At 64.3% G+C, this 17908-nt stretch carries 16 protein-coding genes; 11 read left to right on the forward strand and 5 right to left on the reverse strand.

All coding sequences use genetic code 11. The features are described from left to right. The first annotated feature begins 3 nt into the window (after window positions 1–3). From JYG32_RS38245 to JYG32_RS38265, 5 genes are all read left to right on the forward strand, one after another. The gene (locus JYG32_RS38245) at window positions 4–456 is read left to right on the forward strand and encodes a helix-turn-helix transcriptional regulator (protein WP_249744924.1); all 453 of its coding nucleotides are present in this window, start codon (window positions 4–6) and stop codon (window positions 454–456) included. 415 nt (window positions 457–871) lie between these two features. After that, entirely contained in the window at window positions 872–1678 is an 807-nt protein-coding gene (locus tag JYG32_RS38250; protein ID WP_174381289.1) for a transporter substrate-binding domain-containing protein, read from the forward strand. A 92-nt stretch (window positions 1679–1770) separates the two neighbouring features. Continuing rightward, window positions 1771–2457, forward strand: a complete 687-nt coding sequence (locus tag JYG32_RS38255) for an amino acid ABC transporter permease (protein ID WP_213267845.1) — start codon at window positions 1771–1773, stop codon at window positions 2455–2457. Then, the gene (locus tag JYG32_RS38260) at window positions 2454–3104 is read left to right on the forward strand and encodes an amino acid ABC transporter permease (protein WP_213267846.1); all 651 of its coding nucleotides are present in this window, start codon (window positions 2454–2456) and stop codon (window positions 3102–3104) included. The genes JYG32_RS38255 and JYG32_RS38260 overlap by 4 nt, the downstream gene beginning before the upstream one ends. Beyond that, window positions 3091–3840: an amino acid ABC transporter ATP-binding protein gene (locus JYG32_RS38265; protein ID WP_174381292.1), complete on the forward strand. Its 750-nt coding sequence runs from the start codon at window positions 3091–3093 to the stop codon at window positions 3838–3840. Before JYG32_RS38260 ends, JYG32_RS38265 begins: the two co-directional genes overlap by 14 nt. 338 nt (window positions 3841–4178) lie before the next feature. Here JYG32_RS38265 and JYG32_RS38270 read toward each other — a convergent pair whose 3' ends face one another. The 5 genes from JYG32_RS38270 to JYG32_RS38290 all read right to left on the reverse strand — a co-directional run bounded on the left by JYG32_RS38270 (window position 4179) and on the right by JYG32_RS38290 (window position 10145). After that, window positions 4179–5270 (reverse strand): BMP family ABC transporter substrate-binding protein, encoded by a 1092-nt coding sequence (locus JYG32_RS38270; protein ID WP_213267847.1) that lies wholly within the window; start codon window positions 5268–5270, stop codon window positions 4179–4181. Window positions 5271–5320: 50 nt separating this feature from the next. After that, the gene (locus tag JYG32_RS38275; RefSeq protein WP_174381294.1) at window positions 5321–6250 is read right to left on the reverse strand and encodes an ABC transporter permease; all 930 of its coding nucleotides are present in this window, start codon (window positions 6248–6250) and stop codon (window positions 5321–5323) included. Window positions 6251–6269: 19 nt separating this feature from the next. Beyond that, the gene (locus tag JYG32_RS38280) at window positions 6270–7382 is read right to left on the reverse strand and encodes an ABC transporter permease (protein ID WP_174381295.1); all 1113 of its coding nucleotides are present in this window, start codon (window positions 7380–7382) and stop codon (window positions 6270–6272) included. Between the two features lie 22 nt (window positions 7383–7404). Beyond that, window positions 7405–9021, reverse strand: a complete 1617-nt coding sequence (locus JYG32_RS38285) for an ABC transporter ATP-binding protein (protein WP_213267848.1) — start codon at window positions 9019–9021, stop codon at window positions 7405–7407. Window positions 9022–9098: 77 nt separating this feature from the next. Next, complete coding sequence (locus JYG32_RS38290) at window positions 9099–10145, reverse strand: porin (RefSeq protein ID WP_213268341.1); 1047 nt, start codon at window positions 10143–10145, stop codon at window positions 9099–9101. 311 nt (window positions 10146–10456) lie between these two features. On the opposite strand from JYG32_RS38290, the gene JYG32_RS38295 reads away from it, so the two are divergent. From JYG32_RS38295 to JYG32_RS38320, 6 genes are all read left to right on the forward strand, one after another. After that, window positions 10457–10987 (forward strand): GNAT family N-acetyltransferase, encoded by a 531-nt coding sequence (locus JYG32_RS38295; protein ID WP_213267849.1) that lies wholly within the window; start codon window positions 10457–10459, stop codon window positions 10985–10987. Between the two features lie 1480 nt (window positions 10988–12467). Next, window positions 12468–12995, forward strand: coding sequence for a sigma-70 family RNA polymerase sigma factor (locus JYG32_RS38300; protein WP_174381297.1), 528 nt, complete (start codon window positions 12468–12470; stop codon window positions 12993–12995). A 40-nt stretch (window positions 12996–13035) separates the two neighbouring features. Continuing rightward, entirely contained in the window at window positions 13036–13353 is a 318-nt protein-coding gene (locus JYG32_RS38305; protein WP_213267850.1) for a hypothetical protein, read from the forward strand. Between the two features lie 1054 nt (window positions 13354–14407). Then, complete coding sequence (locus JYG32_RS38310; protein ID WP_174381298.1) at window positions 14408–15478, forward strand: TauD/TfdA family dioxygenase; 1071 nt, start codon at window positions 14408–14410, stop codon at window positions 15476–15478. Between the two features lie 7 nt (window positions 15479–15485). Beyond that, window positions 15486–16532, forward strand: coding sequence for an ornithine cyclodeaminase family protein (locus tag JYG32_RS38315; protein ID WP_213267851.1), 1047 nt, complete (start codon window positions 15486–15488; stop codon window positions 16530–16532). Next, window positions 16526–17908 (forward strand): alanine racemase, encoded by a 1383-nt coding sequence (locus tag JYG32_RS38320; protein WP_249744925.1) that lies wholly within the window; start codon window positions 16526–16528, stop codon window positions 17906–17908. The genes JYG32_RS38315 and JYG32_RS38320 overlap by 7 nt, the downstream gene beginning before the upstream one ends.

Raw genomic sequence — 17908 nt, forward strand, 5'->3', positions numbered from 1 at the left:
CTCATGGCCGACGTTTTTCATCACGCGCTCGATCAGGATGCCGTCCGCCCGTTCGGCACCGCGCGGCCCGTGTCGCGCGCGATCGGGGGCGCCTTGCGCGTCATCGAGACATCGTTTGCGCAACCGTTGGGGCTCGCCGCGCTTGCCGCGGCCGCCGGGTTGAGCGTGTCGCGTTTTGCCGCGCGCTTTCGCAGCGAAGTCGGCGTGTCGCCGCATCGCTATCTGTGCCTCGTGCGGATCCGTTGCGCGCAGGAACTGCTGCGCGCGGGGCTGCCGCCGTCGGTCGTTGCGACCGAGGTCGGGTTCTTCGATCAGAGCCATCTGTGCCGCCATTTCCGCAGGGTGCTCGGGCGGACGCCGCGCGATTATGTCGATCATGCACCGGGCGCGGCATCGGGGCGGTGCGCCGCGCCGCCGCGCGAGCAGGACGCGGGCAGCCCGGCTGCTTCAGCCTGACATGTCGCGGCGGCCACGCCGATGCGTTCGGGTTCAGGCGTGCTCGGTCGACCCGAAAAAACGACGACCGACGCGGCGCTCGATCCCTGTTGCTTTCGCTGTCCTTTTCCGGCTTCGACATCCCGCGCCTGCCGGATCGATGAAGCGGAACCGGCACGCGCCCCATACGCCGGCCTCCGATTCGTGGAGGTAACCGGGTAAGGTCATTTGGTGCGCCGGCGCGCGCTGCGAACGGGCAACCGCTGCAGCCAATGCCGGCTCATGCACCGAAATGAGGAATGCGAGTCGACGGAATTTCCGTCTGTTGCTTGTCCAGCAAGCATTGCGCGGCGATGGCCCGGTTTTTGCTGGAGATGGCATGGCCGCGCAACGGTTGCGCGCTGCCCGACGACAGACGAGACAAGGAAGACTCACCGTGAACCCGACGACCCGACCTATCCCCCGACGCGCGTGGCTGGCTGCGCTGATCGCCGCGCCCGTGATGGCGCTGCTTGCCGCCGCGCCTGCGCGCGCCGACGCGCTCGACACCATTGCGAAAAGCGGCACGCTGCGCGTCGCGGTGCCGGAGGACTATCCGCCTTTCGGCTCGGTCGGCACGGACATGCAACCGCAGGGCTACGACATCGACATGGCCGCGCTGCTTGCGAAATCGTTCGGCGTGAAGCTGAAGCTGGTGCCCGTGAACAGTGCGAACCGGATTCCGTACCTGACGACCGACAAGGTCGACATGGTGATCTCGTCGCTCGGCAAGACGCCGGAGCGGGAGAAGGTCATCGATTTCTCGACCGCGTACGCACCGTATTTCCAGGGCGTGTTCGGGCCGGCCGACGTGAAAGCGAGCTCGCCCGCCGACCTGAACGGCAAGACGGTCGGCGCCACGCGCGGCGCACTCGAGGAGATCGCGTTGTCGCAGCTCGCGCCGAACGCGACGATCAAGCGTTTCGAGGACAACAATGCGACGATCCAGGCGTTCCTGTCCGGGCAGGTGCAGCTGATCGCGGCCGGCAACATCGTCGCGGCGGCGATTCTCGCGAAGAATCCGCCGCGCCGGCCCGAGGTCAAGTTCGTGATCAAGAATTCGCCGTGTTTCGTCGGTGTGAACAAAAACGAGCCGCGCTTGCTCGCGAAGATCGATGACGCGATCGCCCATGCGAAGCAGGACGGCACGCTGGGCGCGATGTCGAAGAAGTGGCTTGGCCAGCCGTTGCCGGCCGGACTGTGACGGATCGCAGTCTCGCCTGATACGCCGCCGCGGCCGGCCCTGCCGGCGCTGTGGCGGGTGTTGTGGTCCGAACCGGAATTTCCCCACTTGTCATGAGCTATCAGCTTCAATTCGGCGAACTTGCCGATTATGCCGGCATGTTCGCGAGCGGCGCTGCGACCACGTTCGCGCTGACCGCGGCCGCGACCGTGCTCGGCGTTGCGATCGGCGTGCTCGGCGCGGCAGCGTACAGCGCCGACGCGCGCGCGGCCGTGCGGCTGCGCCCGTTGATCGGCGCGTACGTCGAGGCGATTCGCAATACGCCATTCGTCGTCCAGCTGTTCTTTATCTTTTTCGGCTTGCCCGCGCTTGGCGTGCACATCGACGAATACATGGCCGCGATTTTCGCGATGACGCTGAATCTCGGCGCGTACTCGGTCGAGATCGTGCGCGCCGGCGTCGCGGCCGTGCCGAAGGGGCATCTCGAGGCGGCATCCGCGCTCGCGATGTCGCGCGCGCAGATGCTGCGCCACGTCGTGCTGCCCCAGGCGCTTGCAAAGGTGTTTCCGGCGCTCGCGAGCCAGATCGTCATCACGATGCTCGGTTCGGCCGTCGTGTCGCAGATCTCGGTGGCCGATCTCACCTATGCGGCGAGTTACATCCAGTCGCGCAACTTCCGCGCGTTCGAGACGTATTTCGTCATTGCGCTCGCTTATCTGGCGATGGCGCTCCTGCTGCGCGCGGCGCTTGGCTCGATGGGGCGCCGCCTGTTCTCCCGCCGCATGCGAGGTGCGCGATGATCGATTTCACGTTCGGGCAGATTCTCGCGAATCTGCTGCTGGCCGCGCGCTGGACGGTCGTGCTGTCGATCGTGTCGTTCCTGTCGGGGGGGCTCGTCGGCCTGGGGCTGCTCGTGATGCGCGTGTCGGGTTCGCGCGTGCTGCGAGGCTGCGCGAAGCTGTACATCGAGGTGTTCCAGGGCACACCGTTGCTGATGCAACTGTTCCTCGTGTTCTTCGGTCTGCCGCTCGTCGGCCTCGATGTGTCGCCGTGGGTCGCCGCCACGGCTGGTCTCACGTTCTTCACGAGCGCGTATCTCGCGGAAATCTGGCGCGGCTGCGTCGAGGCCGTGCCCAAGGGGCAGTGGGAAGCGTCGGCGAGCCTCGCGATGAGCTACGTCGAGCAGCTGCGCCACGTGATCCTGCCGCAGGCCGCACGCATTGCCGTTGCGCCGACGGTCGGTTTCGGCGTGCAGGCCGTGAAGGACACGGCGCTGGTGTCGATCATCGGCTTCACCGAATTGACCAAGGTCGGCGTCGCGATCTCGAACGCGACGTTCCGTCCGTTCGTCGTGTATGGGCTCGTCGCGCTGATCTACTTCGCGCTCTGTTATCCGCTTACCCGTTATGCGCGCACGTTGCAAAGGAGATGGCATGCCGCTCGTTGAAACTCGTGGTCTCGACAAGAGCTTCGGCACCCAACATGTGCTCAAGGGGATCGATTTCTCCGTCGAGCGAGGGCAGGTCGTATCGATCATCGGCCGCAGCGGCTCGGGCAAGAGCACGCTGCTGCGCACGCTCAACGGGCTCGAGAGCATCGACGCGGGCACGATCGCGATCGACGGCGAACGCGTCGACGCGCGACACGCGGACTTGCGTGCACTGCGGCTCAAGGTCGGGATGGTGTTCCAGCAGTACAACCTGTTTCCGCATCTGAGCGCCGGGCAAAACGTGATGCTCGCGCAGTCGGTCGTGAAGAAGGCGCATCGGCACCAGGCACGCGCGATCGCGGAGCTGATGCTCGAGCGTGTCGGCCTTGGCGACAAATTCGACGCGTTTCCGGAACAGCTGTCGGGCGGTCAGCAGCAGCGCGTCGCGATTGCGCGCGCGCTCGCGATGAAGCCGAGCGTGCTGCTGTGCGACGAAATCACGTCGGCGCTCGATCCCGAACTGGTCGGCGAGGTGCTGGGCGTCGTCGAGCAGCTCGCGCGCGACGACATGACGCTGATCATGGTCACGCACGAGATGAACTTCGCGCGTGCGGTGAGCGACAGGATCGTATTCATGCACCAGGGAAGAGTGTGGGAGAGCGGGACGGCGAAAGAGATCTTCGAGCGGCCGCAGACGATAGAGTTGACGCGGTTTCTGGGGAGCGTTCAGAAAGCGGAAGATATTGCAAACTGAGGCCGGCGAAGCCGATGTCGGCCGACAGGATGCTGTCGACGTCGGACATGATTACCCCGGTGCAGAGCATCGATCCGACGCCGACAGGATGCGGCTGACGCGTCGGGCCCGGCACCGGAACCTTCCTGTGGACGGCCTTGAACGCGTGGAGCGCGGCGTCGCGCCGGCGGCGACGCGGGCCGAGGATTGCGGCGCGTACAACGCGTTTCCCGCCGCGCCCGGCGAACGCTTTACGAGGCGCCCGCCGCCCGGACGGGCGACCGTCGTCGACATGGCGGCGGCATCGCCGTTGCGGGCGCTGCGCGTTGCCGCCATCGGCCGCGCGCGCGCATGCGCATTTATTTCGGAAGCACGCCGTCGACGCCGTCGACATACCAGTTGATCCGCTGCAGGTCGGCATCGCCGAGCGTCTTGCCCGCCGGCACCTTCACCGCGCCCGACTGATCCTTGATCGGCCCGGCAAACACGTCCCGGTTGCCGCCGGCGAGCTGCGCACGTTTCTCGTCGACATCCTTCAGGCCAGCCGCCGGAATCGCGGCCGTGTTCAGATTCTCGAGTGCCACCGCCTTCTGCGGAATCCCCCACCACACGGGGTCGTTCTTCCACTTGCCGTCGAGTACCTGCTGGACGGCCGCCGTATAGTAGACGCCCCAGTGGCCGACGACCGAGCCGAGATGAGCGGTGGGCCCGTACTTCTTCATGTCCGAATCCCAGCCGAACGCGTGCACGTGCTTTTCCGCCGCGGTCGCGAGCGTCGCGCTCGAGTCGGTATTCTGCAGCAGCACGTCGGCGCCATTGCCGATCAGCGTCTCGGCCGCCTGCTTCTCCTTGCCCGGATCGAACCAGCTGTTGATCCACACGACCTTGGTGCGAACCTTCGGGTTCACCGAGCGCGCGCCGAGCGTGTATGCGTTGATGTTGCGGATGACCTCGGGAATCGGCACGGACGCGACGAAGCCGAGCGTGTTGGTCTTCGTCACGTAGCCGGCCGCGACGCCCGCGAGATACGCACCCTGGTACATCCGGACGTCGTAGGTGCCGAAGTTGGGCGCCTTCTTGTAGCCTGTCGCGTGCAGGAATACCGTATCGGGGAAGTCCTTCGCGACCTTCAGTTCGAAATCCTGATAACCGAAGCTGGTGCCGAGGATGATCTTGTTGCCCTTGTTCGCGAGATCGCGGAACACGCGTTCCGAGTCCGCGGACTCGGGAATGTTCTCGACGCGTGTGACCTTGACCCTGCCGCCGAATCTGGCCTCGACTTCCCTGACACCCTGGTCGTGCGCGTAGGTCCAGCCCGCGTCGCCGGGATTGCCGAGATAGACGAACGCGACGCCTGGCGCGTCGGCCGCGCAGGCGGTTGTCGCGCCCGCGGCGAGCACGCCTGCCGTGAGGGCGCGTTTGATCGTCGTGATCAACGGAGGTTGTGTCATCGAATGGACTCCATGGGTGGGGTGAGTGTTCGGGGATGCCGGAAGATCCGTCAGGCCGACGCGACGAACGGCTTGCCGAGCGACGCGGGGGCGTTGACGCGAATACGCACCGGATTGCGCGAGATCGCGACGAGCACGACGATGGTCGCCGCGTACGGCAGCATGGCGAGAAATTGCGTCGGCACGGCAAGGCCGGCCACCTGGCCGTAGAACTGGAGCCCTGTCACCGCACCGAACAGCAGTGCGCCGAGCAGCAGCCTGCCGGGCCGCCAGGTGGCGAACACGACGAGCGCGAGTGCGATCCAGCCGCGTCCGGACGTCAGTTGTTCCTGCCACAGATGGAGGTTGACGATCGAGTAGTAGCCGCCCGCGACGCCCGCCATCGCGCCGCCGAACAGCGTTGCCGCGTAACGCACGCCGATGACCGGCGAACCGAGCGCATGCGCGACGGCGGGCGATTCGCCGATCGAGCGCAGCGTGAGGCCCGCGCGCGTCCGGTAGAGGAACCAGCCGACGGCGACGAACATCGCGAACGCCGCATAGTCGAGCGGCGTGAGCCGGAACAGCGCGGGGCCGACGACGGGCAGCGCGGACAGGCCCGGCACCGGCCACGGGGCGATCGTCACGCCAACGGCGGCCGACGTGTAAGGCTTGCCGACGTACGCGGAGAGGCCGACGCCGAAGATGGTCAGCGAAAGGCCGGTCGCGACCTGGTTCGCCAGCATCGTCAGCGTGAGGAACGCGAACACGAGCGCCATCGCGGCGCCCGCCGCGGCCGCTGCGGCGATGCCGGCCCACGGGTGGCCGGTGGTCGTCGCGACTGCGTAGCCGCTGACCGCGCCGACGAGCATCATGCCCTCGACGCCGAGGTTCAGCACGCCGGATTTCTCGGTGACGAGCTCACCGAGCCCGGCGAACATCAGCGGCACTGCCGCGACGATCGCGCTCGACAGCAAAGCGCTGGCTTCCTGTGCTTGCATGGAAATCTCCGTAAGCGGGTCAGCGAACCGCGCGGCGGCGCAGCCGGTACGCGACGAACAGGTCGGTGCCGAGCAGGCAGAACAGCAGCAGCCCCTGGAACACCCCGGACAGCGCCTGCGGCAGTTGCAGCGACGTCTGCACGGCCTCTCCGCCGAGATAGAGGAGCGCCATCAGCAGGCTCGCGAGCACGATCCCGAGCGGATGCATGCGGCCGACGAACACGACGATGATCGCGGTGAAGCCGTAGCCGGGCGACCACGTTGCCTGCAACTGGCCGATGGGGCCGGCGATTTCGCCCATCCCGGCGAGGCCCGCGAGCCCGCCGCTGACGAGCAGCGCGGTCCACACGGTTTGCGTGCTCGAGAAGCCGGCATAGCGCGCGGCGAGCGGCGACAGCCCGCCGACGGTCATCCGGTAGCCGGCGAAGCTCTTGCGCATCAGCAGCCACATCAGCGGAATCGCGGCGAGCGTGACGAAGATCGATACGTTGATGCGCGTGCCGCGCAGGAAGGCCCAGTGCCAGCCGCCGCCGAGCGTCGGATAGAGTGCGGCGTCGCCGAACATCTCCGACAGCGGGAAGTTCATCCCCTGCGGATCGCGCCACGGGCCGCTGACGAGGTAGATCAGCAGTTGCGTCGCGATGTACGTCAGCATCAGGCTGGTCAGGATCTCGTTCGTGTTGAAGCGGGTGCGCAGCCACGCGGGAATCGCGGCCCACGCCATCCCGCCGAGCACGCCTGCCGCCATCATCGCCGGCAGGATCCAGCCGCTCGACGACTGGTCGAAGTGGATCGCGACGCCACTCGCGCAGATGCCGCCGATCACCATCTGGCCTTCGGCGCCGATGTTCCAGACGTTCGCGCGATAGCTGAGCGCGAGGCCGAGGCCGATCAGGCACAGCGGCGACGCCTTCAGCAGCAGTTCCGCCCAGCCGTTGACGCTCGACAGCGGCTCGATGAAGAATGCGTGCATCGCGCGCAGCGGGTCGCTGCCCGTCGCGCAGAACATCAGAAAGCCGAGCGCGAGCGTCGCGATCGCGGCGATGGCGGGCACGGCGAGCTGCATCGCGCGCGACGGCGTCGGTCGGGCTTCGAGTCGGTACGGGAAAGTCGGGAAAGTCGTGAATGCCATGGTCGGCCCGGTCGGCGCAGCGTCAGCTGCCGAGTGTGTGCGAAGAGGGGGAGGAAGCAGGAACGGAAGCGGGCGGTGCGTGGCCGGCCGCCGCGTCGCCGTGCGTGCCGGCATCGAACAGGCCCGCCATCCAGCGGCCGATTTCCTCGGGGCTCGTGTCGTCCTTCTTCCGGACCGGCGACAGCTTCCCGCGCGACAGCACCGCGATCCGGTCGCAGATCTCGAACAACTCGTCGAGTTCTTCGGAGATGACGAGTACGGCTGCGCCGCGCGACGACAGGTCGAGCAGCTGCTGACGGATGAACGCGGCGGCGCCTGCGTCGACGCCCCAGGTCGGCTGCGCGACAACGAGCACGCGCGGCTCCTGCAGGATCTCGCGGCCGACGATGAATTTTTGCAGGTTGCCGCCGGACAGGCTCTGCGCGGGTGCGTCGGGGCCGCCGCAGCGTACGTCGAACGCGTCGATGCAGCGGCGCGCGAAGCGCACCGCCGCGCGCGCGTCGATCCAGCCGAAGCGGATCATGCGCTGGCGATGCGCGGTCAGCAGCGCGTTGTCGGTCAGCGACATCGGCGGCACCGCGCCGCGCCCGAGCCTCTCCTCCGGGACGAACGCGAAGCCCAGCGTGCGGCGCGCGGCCGGACCGAGCCGCCCGGCCGGCACGCCGTCGATGCGGACCGCATCCGCGTCGCGCAACGGGCGCTCGCCGGACAGCGCGGCGAGCAGCTCGGCCTGACCGTTGCCCGACACGCCCGCGATGCCGACGATCTCGCCGCCGTGCACCCCGAATGTGATCCGGTCGAGCGACGTGCCGAACGGATCCTCGCTCGGCATCGACAGCGCGCGTACGTCGAGCCGCGTCTCGGCGGGCGTGTGCGGGCGACGCTCGTAGCACGGCAGCGCGTGGCCGATCATCAGTGTCGCGAGCGAGCCGTGCGTTTCGTCGCGCGGCGTCACGCGCGCGACGACGCGCCCGCCGCGCATGATCGTCGCCGAGTCGCACAGCGCCTGGATCTCGTCGAGCTTGTGGCTGATGTACAGGATGCTGCAGCCTTCGGCTGCGAGCCGGCGCAACGTCGCGAACAGTATCCGGACCGCCTGCGGCGTCAGCACCGAGGTCGGTTCGTCCATGATCAGCAGGCGCGGATCCTGCAGCAGGCAGCGGACGATCTCGACGCGCTGCCGCTCGCCGACTGTCAGGCTATGCACGCGCCGCTTCGGATCGACGTCGAGCCCGTAGTTCGCGGACGTCGTGCGGATGCGCTCGCCGAGCGCCTGCAGATCGAAGCGGACGTCGAGCGCGAGTGCGATGTTTTCGGCGACCGTCAAGGTCTCGAACAGCGAGAAGTGCTGGAACACCATTCCGATGCCGAGCCGGCGCGCGACCGCGGGCGACGCGATGTGAACCGGCTCGCCGTTCCAGCGGATCTCCCCCGAGTCGGGGCGGACGGCCCCGTAGACGATCTTCATCAGCGTGCTCTTCCCGGCGCCGTTTTCGCCGAGCACGGCATGGATCTCGCCGGGCGCGACGGACAGCGACACGTCGTCGTTGGCTCGCACGGACGGATATTGCTTGCCGATGCCGGCGAGTGCGAGCCGCGGCGGGACAGCTCGTGCGGGTGTCGAGGAGAGGTCGGTCATGCGAATGGGTCGGTCGGATGTTGCTCGAAGCCGTCGGCGGCGGCGCGCGGGCTGGCCACGCACCGGGCGCGTGCGCGTCAGAACTTCGCGCGGATACCTGCGCCGAACGTGTTGCCGGTCGACAGGCCGCTGATGTGGTCGTTCATGTACGCGGCGTAGACGTCCGTGCGCTTGGACAGCGGATAGTCGTAGCCGACGGCCCAGGTCTGGCGCGTCTGGTCGAGGCCGCCGGCATCGCGCGAATACGCGTACGACGCCATCGCGTTGCCCACGCCGAGCGGCACCGACACGCCGCCCTGCGCGGTGTTCACGTGCCAGCTGCCCGCGACCTGGTCGTTCTTCGTATACATGTACTGGCCGAACAGCTTCACGAGCTTCAGATCGTAGGTCGCGCCGACCAGCGCGATGCCCTGGCTCTTCATGCCGGTGACGAGCGCGCTCAGGTCCTGCGGGCCGTTGTTGAAGTTCACGTACTGATACATGGCGGTCGCCGCGAACGGGCCGTTCGCATAGTTGAACTGCGCGCTCCACTTCTTCGAGCGGTTGTCGCCGGCCTGGTTGCCGAGCGCATACATCGCGCCGAAATTCAGGCCGCCGAACGACGGCGACGTATACGACAGCGCGTTGTTCCAGCCCGAATCGCCGACTGCACCCTGGTCGCTCGGATAGGTCGGGAACGTGCCGAGGCCGAGGAACACGTGGTACACCATCGGCGAGAAGGTGTACGAGTCGTAGAACGGGTTGAACAGGATCGTCGACAGGAACAGGTGCGTCGTCAGGCGGCCTGCCGTGACCGTGCCGTACGGCGAGCTGATGCCGACGTATGCGTTGCGGGCGAAGAACGTGTCGCCCTGGAAGCGGCCGAACTGGCCGTTCTGCGCGCGGAAGAAGCTTTCCAGCGTGAAGATCGCCTTGTAGCCGCTGCCGAGATCCTCTGCGCCGTGCAGGCCCCAGTACGACGTCGACATCCCGCCGCCCGACACGTTCCATGCGCGATCGCCGCCCGGGAACTTGGTTGCGCCGACCCATTCGTCGACCTGACCGTAGAGCGACACGCTCGATTGCGCGTGGGCCGACATCGTGCCGCTGGCCAGCAGGCCCGCGGCCAGGCCGAGTGTCGTCATCGTCTTGAGCTTGCGAAAAGGGCGTGCTGCCATGTTGTTCAGTTCTCCAGACCGGAAGTTGTGTGTTTTGGAAATTCGATATCGCGTCAGGTAGCAGGACGCTCGGGTGACGCAATCATGTCCGGCCAGTTTTATGGACATAAATATGGATTGTTATCCCCGATATAACGGTTGGATTATTTTTCTTTTTTGGTCATTCGAACATTTCCATGGGCCGGTAGTGCGCTTCATTCGACATCGCTGCCCGGATCGCCGACAATCCGTCGAGTGCACCGCGCCCGCGCGTGCAAAGCCGCCCGAGAGAGTCCTCAATGACCGGAATATCCATCAGGTCCGCCAATATCGACGATGCGCAGGCGATCGCCGATTTTCACGTCAAGGTCTGGCGGCATACCTATCGGGATCTCGCACCGGCGCAAGCGCATGCCGTCCTCGACGAGCACTATCGCGGCAAGAAATGGCAGGAAAAGCTGGCTTCGAACGACGGCAGCCAGCTCGTGCTCGTTGCGGAGACCGACGACAGGATCGTCGGAATCGGGGCGGCCGGCGCGCCGTCGGAACCGATCTTCGACGGCCGTGGCGAGATCAAATTCCTGTATGTCGATCCCGAATTCAAGCGTCACGGCATCGGCCGCACGCTGCTTGCACAACTCGCGGCGCATTTGAGCGGGTTGCGGTATCGGGGCGCCGCGTTGAGTGTCGTCAACGGAAACGCGTCGGCGATCGCCTTTTACGAGGCGCTGAACGGGCGGTTTGCCGGCGAATACGTCGATGCGGGGCCGATCTGGCGGTCGCACAACATCGTCATGGTGTGGGACGACCTGGCGAATCTCATTTCCTGACCGACACCCTGCCGCAAGCAACGGCGCGCATCCCGCGAGGCAGGCGCGCAGCCACGACGTGAACGCGGTCACGAGCGGCGTCGCGGTCAGCTCGTGACGCGTGACGAGATAGTACGCATTCCGGACGTCCGGCGCGTGCCTGGGCGTGGCTGTCGGGGATCCGATCCCGGCAGCCCGGGTTGTTTGCTCACTGGAGCGTGGAGGCGGTGGACGATAGGAGCCGGATGAATCGAGAGATTCACGTCCGGATCTGTGAGAGCGTGAGGGTGCAATTCCCTTGCGCTACTCGACTATGCTTTCTCATCGAGGTGAATCCGGTTTGTGCTGTCCGAAACGGTGGCGCTTCTCCTGCTAAGCGGGCTAACGTTGCCCCGCTTTCGAGAGCGCGGTTCAAGACGGTCTCAGCATCCCGCGGGTTCGTGCGCAAGGATGTGGGTCTGATTCACTCAGGTGCTTGAGCGCGCCGAGATTGGTGGCAACGATACGCCAGAGATTTTGTGATCGGGACGCGGTCGCCGTCGGGACGGTGGCACGATGACAGACGGTTGTTGCGCCGAGGTGGTGCTGAGGCCGCAAGCAGGGCGGATTCTGGTCGAAAATGCGTGGACTTGCGCCATCGCTCGGCTTGTGTTGCTTCTGCTTTTTAGTGTCTATTTGGTGTTCGGGCCGGGCGAGGAGAATTCATTTTTATGGGGGCGGATCGAAAAGCCTTACGGGCATTGATCGGTGGCGCGGGCTGGATTCAAAGTTAAATGAATTGTGATGATTGTCCGGGTGTGGCGGTGAGGTGCGCTGGAAACCGTTCAAGCCCCGATTGAAAAGGGTTTTTCGGAAGTTTGATGGCCTGCCGACGCCTGCCGAAATCCGGTGCGAGCCGCGTTTTTTTTGTGTTTTTTGGTGTTCGTGACGTGGGGTAGGCATCTACCTGGCGATGCACAGGCAAACCTCGTGACGATATCAATGGACACGGTTATGGGTGGGTGCTCTGACGGTAAGACAAATCGAAGCCGCAAAGCCGACCGGCCAGCGGTCGCGATGTTGGGGACCGCCCGACAAATGCTCAGGTCGGGTGAGCGTAACCCGTTGCGGAAGCGCCTGTTGATCGATTGCAATGTACTCGCGCTTGCGAAAGAGAATGTCGTGCAGCGTGATTACGTCCGGCGCGTGACAACGAACGTGACCGGACGCTTGCGGAAGATGAAATTCGCGCGCTCGGTCGACTCGTTCCGGCTGCACGCGTTCAGCGTTTCGTTGAGTCAGCAGTATGGATGAAACGAGACGATATCGACTCCGTTATTGCGCGGATGGCAACTTCAAATCGGGTCCAACGAACACGCTGACGAGTCGGCAGCGATTTTGAAGTAACGACAGCTTCAACACAGATGTAAAGTGTTGCAAGGGAAGTGGAAGTTAGTTTATAAACACAAATGATTCGTATTTCCCTCCCACCTGCAGCCATTGATGTTGAAGGGGTTGTGACATGACCGTCACGCAGTCCGCCGTGCATCAGCATGTGCATGTTCTTTATCGTGACCATCAAGGTTGGCTGCAAAGCTGGCTACGTCGGCGACTGGGAGATGCCGCCGACGCTGCCGACCTTGTCCACGACACATTTCTGCGCCTGATAGTCAAACCAGCACTCAAGGATTTCGGCAGCGACGCTGAAGCGCGGGCTTACCTGCGTGCGATTGCGCAGGGGATGTGCATCGACCTATGGCGCCGTCGCGAAGTCGAGCAGGCCTGGCTGAACTCGTTAGCGGATCAGCCCGAGGCCAGTGAACCGTCTGCGGAACATCGTGCCATCGTCATCGAAACGCTGATCGAGATCGGCGAACTCATCAACCGCTTGCCGGATAAGGCGAGGCGAGCTTTCATCATGGCGCAGATCCACGGGTTGCCCACTCGAGAGATAGCTGCCGCACTCGCTGTTTCGGAGCGGATGGTGCAGAAGTATCTCGCACAGGCCATGTTGCATCTGGCGCTGATCGACGCCGGTCTCGTTCGTTGACGCATGCCGGTGATACTTTCCGCGTCCGGTGTGGAGGGCGATGTTCGAGCTGGTCGCCAAAGCCTCGAACAGGCTGCCCGCTGGTATGCCGCGCGTGATGTCCATGGAGCACACGACGAGCACGTGGAGGCCTGGGGTCGAACACGGGCGACGCATTTGGAGAAATGCTCGTCGGCACTGGCGAAGACGGTTATCAGCGTCCGTTCTCGTTGACGCCCGTCGTGGCCGGATGCAGGCATTGGGCACGCACTTCATCGTGCAGAAAACTGAACGGTTCACGCTGCTCGTCAGCTTCGATGGAAAGATCCGGATTTGCAATTCATCAGGGCGGGTCGAAGTCGTCGCGGCCGGCCAGTAACGGCGCTTTACCGTAGGCGACATATCTGCGGCAGTACACGCGGATCCCGCCTGAGAAGCGTGGCTGCGTGGAGCAATTATCGTCGAGAATATTTCGTTAAGCGAATTAATTGACGAATTAAGTCGCCATCGGTATAGCTATATCGGCGTCGATTCGAGGGTCGCGGGAGTCACGGTGGTCGGCCGCTTGCCAGTAGGCAGTCGGGACCAGACGCTCGCGATACTCGAACGCGAACTGCCAATCGGGGTAACGCGAATACTTCCATGGTGGACCAAGATCGACACCAGGTGACGTGCGAGGCCAGGCGCGCCGCCGGATTCCGCGTGGTCGACTGATCTGCGAGAAAAAAATTATCTGGATTCGGTTCGCATTTCCGGTCCTCATCCGGTTAACAGATGAAAGGGGATCATTCGCTAAATAATGGCGCGGTGATCTAGCGTGAAAGTCAGTGACGATAGCGCCCGCTGCCATCACGGAGCGCCCGCCTGACACGCGGGAGCGCGGCCGTCGTTCCGATAAGCCGCGTCGACGTCGATTTGATGGCTGAAGGGCATTATTTTTCTTGGCATTTCGACTCCAAAGGATCACGACCTTATGTATTGCCTGCCGGAAGCTACAGTGCTCGTGTACTGCCCCGATCGGGCGGCCTGCGCGATTTCGTCCGCGCATCGTTCCGCATCTCGGGGGATGCGACTTGCCGTACCTGGAATCGCACCGAGTTTTACTGCCGGGCTATGTGCGGCTTGACGCTGTAACGCGTTACCAGGCCAGCACTGGCGGACATTCAGTGATGTTCCGCGCCGGGGTGAGGAACGTCCCCGACAAGCGCTACTTGGCTGAGGCGAATTGCATCGCCATCTGGCCCGGCCGGACGGGCACGTTTGTCTTGTCCGCGGAGATCGGCATGCAAGGAATGCCATCAGCACCACCAAAACGATACTGAGAGACGACGGCCCGCAATGCACCACGGAGCAAATCGGTCGTCGACGACGAAAGCTCGGGCATCCGCCGCACCACAGGTGCGTGATTGCCCGATTTCACACGAGGGAAATGTATGAATCTTTCCGAAGGCATCGATCCATCCGGCCTGCGGCCGGTTTCGAAGTCGCTAGCTATCTATGAATTACGCGACGACGAGGTGGCCCGACTCGCCGACATTTCGCAGGAGTTGATCGCTCAATACGACAGTGTCGAGAGTGTCGCGTTCGCAAACGATTGCATGCTGGCCTCGCAGGAATTGCCGCGCTCGCTGCGCTCGCTGGCGCATCGCTATCGACAACTGGAACTACCGTGCAGTGTGCTTCTGTTGCGCGGAATGCCGGTGGACGACACCCGCATCGGCCCGTCGCCGTCGCACTGGGACGCGCCGTGGCGCAACCCGCGATCGCTGACTGAAGAAGTCATGCAATGCCTGATGACGTCGCTGCTGGGTGACATGTTCGGTTGGCGCACACAGGAAAACGGCCGCTTCTTGCGTCACATCGTGCCGATCAGGAACGACCATGCCGAGCAACTCGGCGGCGGCAGCAGTGTGACGCTCGTGTGGCACAACGAGGAGGCGTTTCACGAGCATCGAGCCGATTTCCTTTCGATTCTTTGCTACCGCAACGACGAGCGGGCAGAAACGATTTTCTGCGGGATCGAGGAAATCGGGATTCCGGACGATATGTGGCGGGTATTGAGCGCCCAACGCTTCATGATTCTTCCGGACAAGTCGCACCTGCCCGAGCAGAACGTCAGTGAACACTGGCGACTCGACGATCATGTATTCGAGCACATCCGCCGCATGCACGAGAACCCGGAGCCGGTGTCGGCCCTGTCCGGGCTGCGCGCGAAGCCGTGGTTGCGTGTGGACGAGGCATTCATGGCGGCGCTACCGGGCGACGAGGAGGCGCAGCGTGCGTTGCGCTGGCTGATCGACGCCTGCTATACGCATCGCACGAGCGTTGTGATGCACCCGGGCGACATGGTCTGGGTCGATAACAAGCGCGCCGTCCACGGACGCACCATCTACCGCCCCAACTATGGACCGCGCCAGCGCTGGTTGCGGCGTGTCAATGTCCACGTCAACCTGCGCGAGACGTTGCCGTTCCGGCAGGCCCCTTCGATGCGCGAAATCCTGTGAGACACGGATGAATACGATGACATTAGCGATGCCCGGTGCGACCAAACCTGACGCGGACGTACGACCGCGGCTTGCGACGCAACCGTCAAGGCTGCTCGTGCTTGGCAAGCACACGATCGACGAACTCGACTACGACCCGTCGATGGTGCTCGAGGCGGTCGAGGGTGCATACCTTGGCCTGGGTACCGGCGAATCGGAGAATCCGCGCAAGCTGATGAGCCAGCCGGACGACAAGCATTCGGTTGCGTATTCGATGCTAGGCCGAGACGGTGGGCGTAAAACTGTCGGATTCAAGACTTCGTATAAGTACGATCCCGAACACAACCGCGAACTACAGAAGTACTACACGACATTGCTGCTGTTCGACGATGAAACCGGCATGCCCGTTGCACTGATGGACGGCAGCCTGGTCGGGTCGCTGCGTACGCCGGCCGTGTCGGCCTTGATCGCGCGTGTAGCCGCGCCGCATGCCCGAACGGCACTTGTCGTCGGCACCGGAACGCAGGGTCGTATGGCGGCGCCGTTCCTGTTAACCGCCCTGCCAGACATCGAGCGGGTGATCGTACACGGCCACTATGAATCGGGAATCGATGCCGTCCGCAGTACGCTGAAGCGCTTTCACCCTGACCGTGACATTGAGGTGTCGACGGATCTCGCTGCGTCGGCGACGGAGGCGGACATCGTGCTTGGCGTGGCCGGCGCCGGCGTACCGGAGACGGTGCGTCACGCGGCGCTGAAGCCGGGCTCTCTTGCACTGCTGGTCGGATACGGGATTCACGCCGATGCGCTGCATCGCGCCGACTACCGGATCGCGACCAGCGAGGCACAGATGTCGGTGACCGGCGTCGACCTCGTTGACGAAACCGGCAAGCTTCCTGCTGTCGATGCGGAGCTTCCGGACATACTGCTCGGCCGTAAGCCGGCACGGCGCAATGACGGCGACATCGTCTACGCGTTCAACAGCGGAATGATCGTGACCGACATCGCGCTCGGGCGCGTGTTGGCCGACGCGGCTCGGGTGAAAGGGCTCGGCGAGGAAGTCGAACTATGGTGAGCGACATCCCCCGACTGCCCGCGTTGTGGGACCCGGCATTGCGCGATTTCGTGGACGGGCATCAGGCAATGATCCGCGATCTTGCGGACGGCTTTGACGCGCCTGTCCATTTCTTGTTTCCAGAGCGATTCGCCCGCAATGTCGCGGAGTTCCAGCGCGTGCTCGACGGATATCGGGTTCCCGGGCGCGTGTACTATGCGAAGAAGGCGAACAAGGCGCGCTGCTTCGCGCATATGGCGGCAGAAGCGAGGATCGGCGTCGACGTCGCGAGTGCGGGCGAGTTCGCCGACGCGTTGGCCGCAGGGGTGTGCGGAGCCGACATCGGCGTGTCCGGTCCCGCAAAGGCGAGTGCGCTGCTACGGCTCGCCATCCTGCACGATGCGTTGATTGCGGTCGACAGTATCGACGAACTCGATCGTCTGACCGCGATTGCGCGGCAATCGAATCGCGTCGCACGTGTTCTGCTGCGCATGGCGCCAGGTGTGCAAAACGAGAGTCGATTCGGGCTGAGTGCCGAGGCGCTCAGCTTGGCGCTGTCGGCGTGTGCCGCGATGCGGTCGGCGGTCGTCCTGGAAGGGTTCTCGTTCCATCTGTCTGGTTACAGTGCAACGGCCCGCTGCAATCAGGCGGGGATCGCGCTGCGCGCGTGCATTGCCGCTCGAACGCTCGGCCTTGCGCCACACACGATCAACATCGGCGGCGGCTTTGCGATGTCGTACGCCAGCGAGGACGACTGGCGCGCATTCCAGCGCGCACACGGCGCGGGCGATTACCACGCAAACAAGGTATTCGACGGCTTCTATCCGTATTACTCGGCGTGCAGTGGCGCGCAGATGCTCGATGCCATTTTGGCCGGCATTCCCGATGCAGAATCAACGTCGTTCGCCGAACTGGTACGTGAGCACGGCTTGCAAGTCATGCTGGAACCGGGGCGCGCGCTGCTGGATCAGGCGGGATTCACGGTTTTTGCCGTGCAGGGCGTGAAGGATTGCGGCGACTACGGGATAGCGACCGTCAACGGCACGAGCTTCAGTGTTTCCGAGCAATGGTTTGCCAGCGAATTCCTGCCCGATCCGGAGTTGCTGATGCCCGTGCGCGAATCGTCGCAATCTCCGCGTGCGGCGGGCCCTTATCGCGCGTGTGTTGGCGGCGCGAGCTGCCTCGATTCCGACATGCTGACCTGGCGCAAGATCGCGTTCAAGCAACGTCCGGAACCTGGCGATCTTCTGATCTACCCAAACACGGCTGGCTATCAGATGGATTCCAACGAGTCTCCATTTCACGAATTGCCGCTCCCGCCAAAGCTTGTCTTAACGCTCGACGGTACGCGGCCGCGTTGGCGCGTCGATCGCCATTTCCAGATCTCCGGAGCCTGA

Origin of the sequence: Burkholderia pyrrocinia (assembly GCF_018417535.1) — a bacterium.
Taxonomy (GTDB): Bacteria; Pseudomonadota; Gammaproteobacteria; order Burkholderiales; family Burkholderiaceae; genus Burkholderia; species Burkholderia pyrrocinia_E.

Coding starts and splice junctions, on each gene's coding strand:
- JYG32_RS38245 (WP_249744924.1), top strand. CDS start 4: ATGGCCGACGTTTTTCATCACGCGCTCGATCAGGATGCCGTCCGCCCG.
- JYG32_RS38255 (WP_213267845.1), top strand. CDS start 1,771: ATGAGCTATCAGCTTCAATTCGGCGAACTTGCCGATTATGCCGGCATG.
- JYG32_RS38260 (WP_213267846.1), top strand. CDS start 2,454: ATGATCGATTTCACGTTCGGGCAGATTCTCGCGAATCTGCTGCTGGCC.
- JYG32_RS38265 (WP_174381292.1), top strand. CDS start 3,091: ATGCCGCTCGTTGAAACTCGTGGTCTCGACAAGAGCTTCGGCACCCAA.
- JYG32_RS38270 (WP_213267847.1), bottom strand. CDS start 5,270: ATGACACAACCTCCGTTGATCACGACGATCAAACGCGCCCTCACGGCA.
- JYG32_RS38275 (WP_174381294.1), bottom strand. CDS start 6,250: ATGCAAGCACAGGAAGCCAGCGCTTTGCTGTCGAGCGCGATCGTCGCG.
- JYG32_RS38280 (WP_174381295.1), bottom strand. CDS start 7,382: ATGGCATTCACGACTTTCCCGACTTTCCCGTACCGACTCGAAGCCCGA.
- JYG32_RS38285 (WP_213267848.1), bottom strand. CDS start 9,021: ATGACCGACCTCTCCTCGACACCCGCACGAGCTGTCCCGCCGCGGCTC.
- JYG32_RS38290 (WP_213268341.1), bottom strand. CDS start 10,145: ATGACGACACTCGGCCTGGCCGCGGGCCTGCTGGCCAGCGGCACGATG.
- JYG32_RS38295 (WP_213267849.1), top strand. CDS start 10,457: ATGACCGGAATATCCATCAGGTCCGCCAATATCGACGATGCGCAGGCG.
- JYG32_RS38300 (WP_174381297.1), top strand. CDS start 12,468: ATGACCGTCACGCAGTCCGCCGTGCATCAGCATGTGCATGTTCTTTAT.
- JYG32_RS38305 (WP_213267850.1), top strand. CDS start 13,036: ATGTTCGAGCTGGTCGCCAAAGCCTCGAACAGGCTGCCCGCTGGTATG.
- JYG32_RS38310 (WP_174381298.1), top strand. CDS start 14,408: ATGAATCTTTCCGAAGGCATCGATCCATCCGGCCTGCGGCCGGTTTCG.
- JYG32_RS38315 (WP_213267851.1), top strand. CDS start 15,486: ATGAATACGATGACATTAGCGATGCCCGGTGCGACCAAACCTGACGCG.
- JYG32_RS38320 (WP_249744925.1), top strand. CDS start 16,526: ATGGTGAGCGACATCCCCCGACTGCCCGCGTTGTGGGACCCGGCATTG.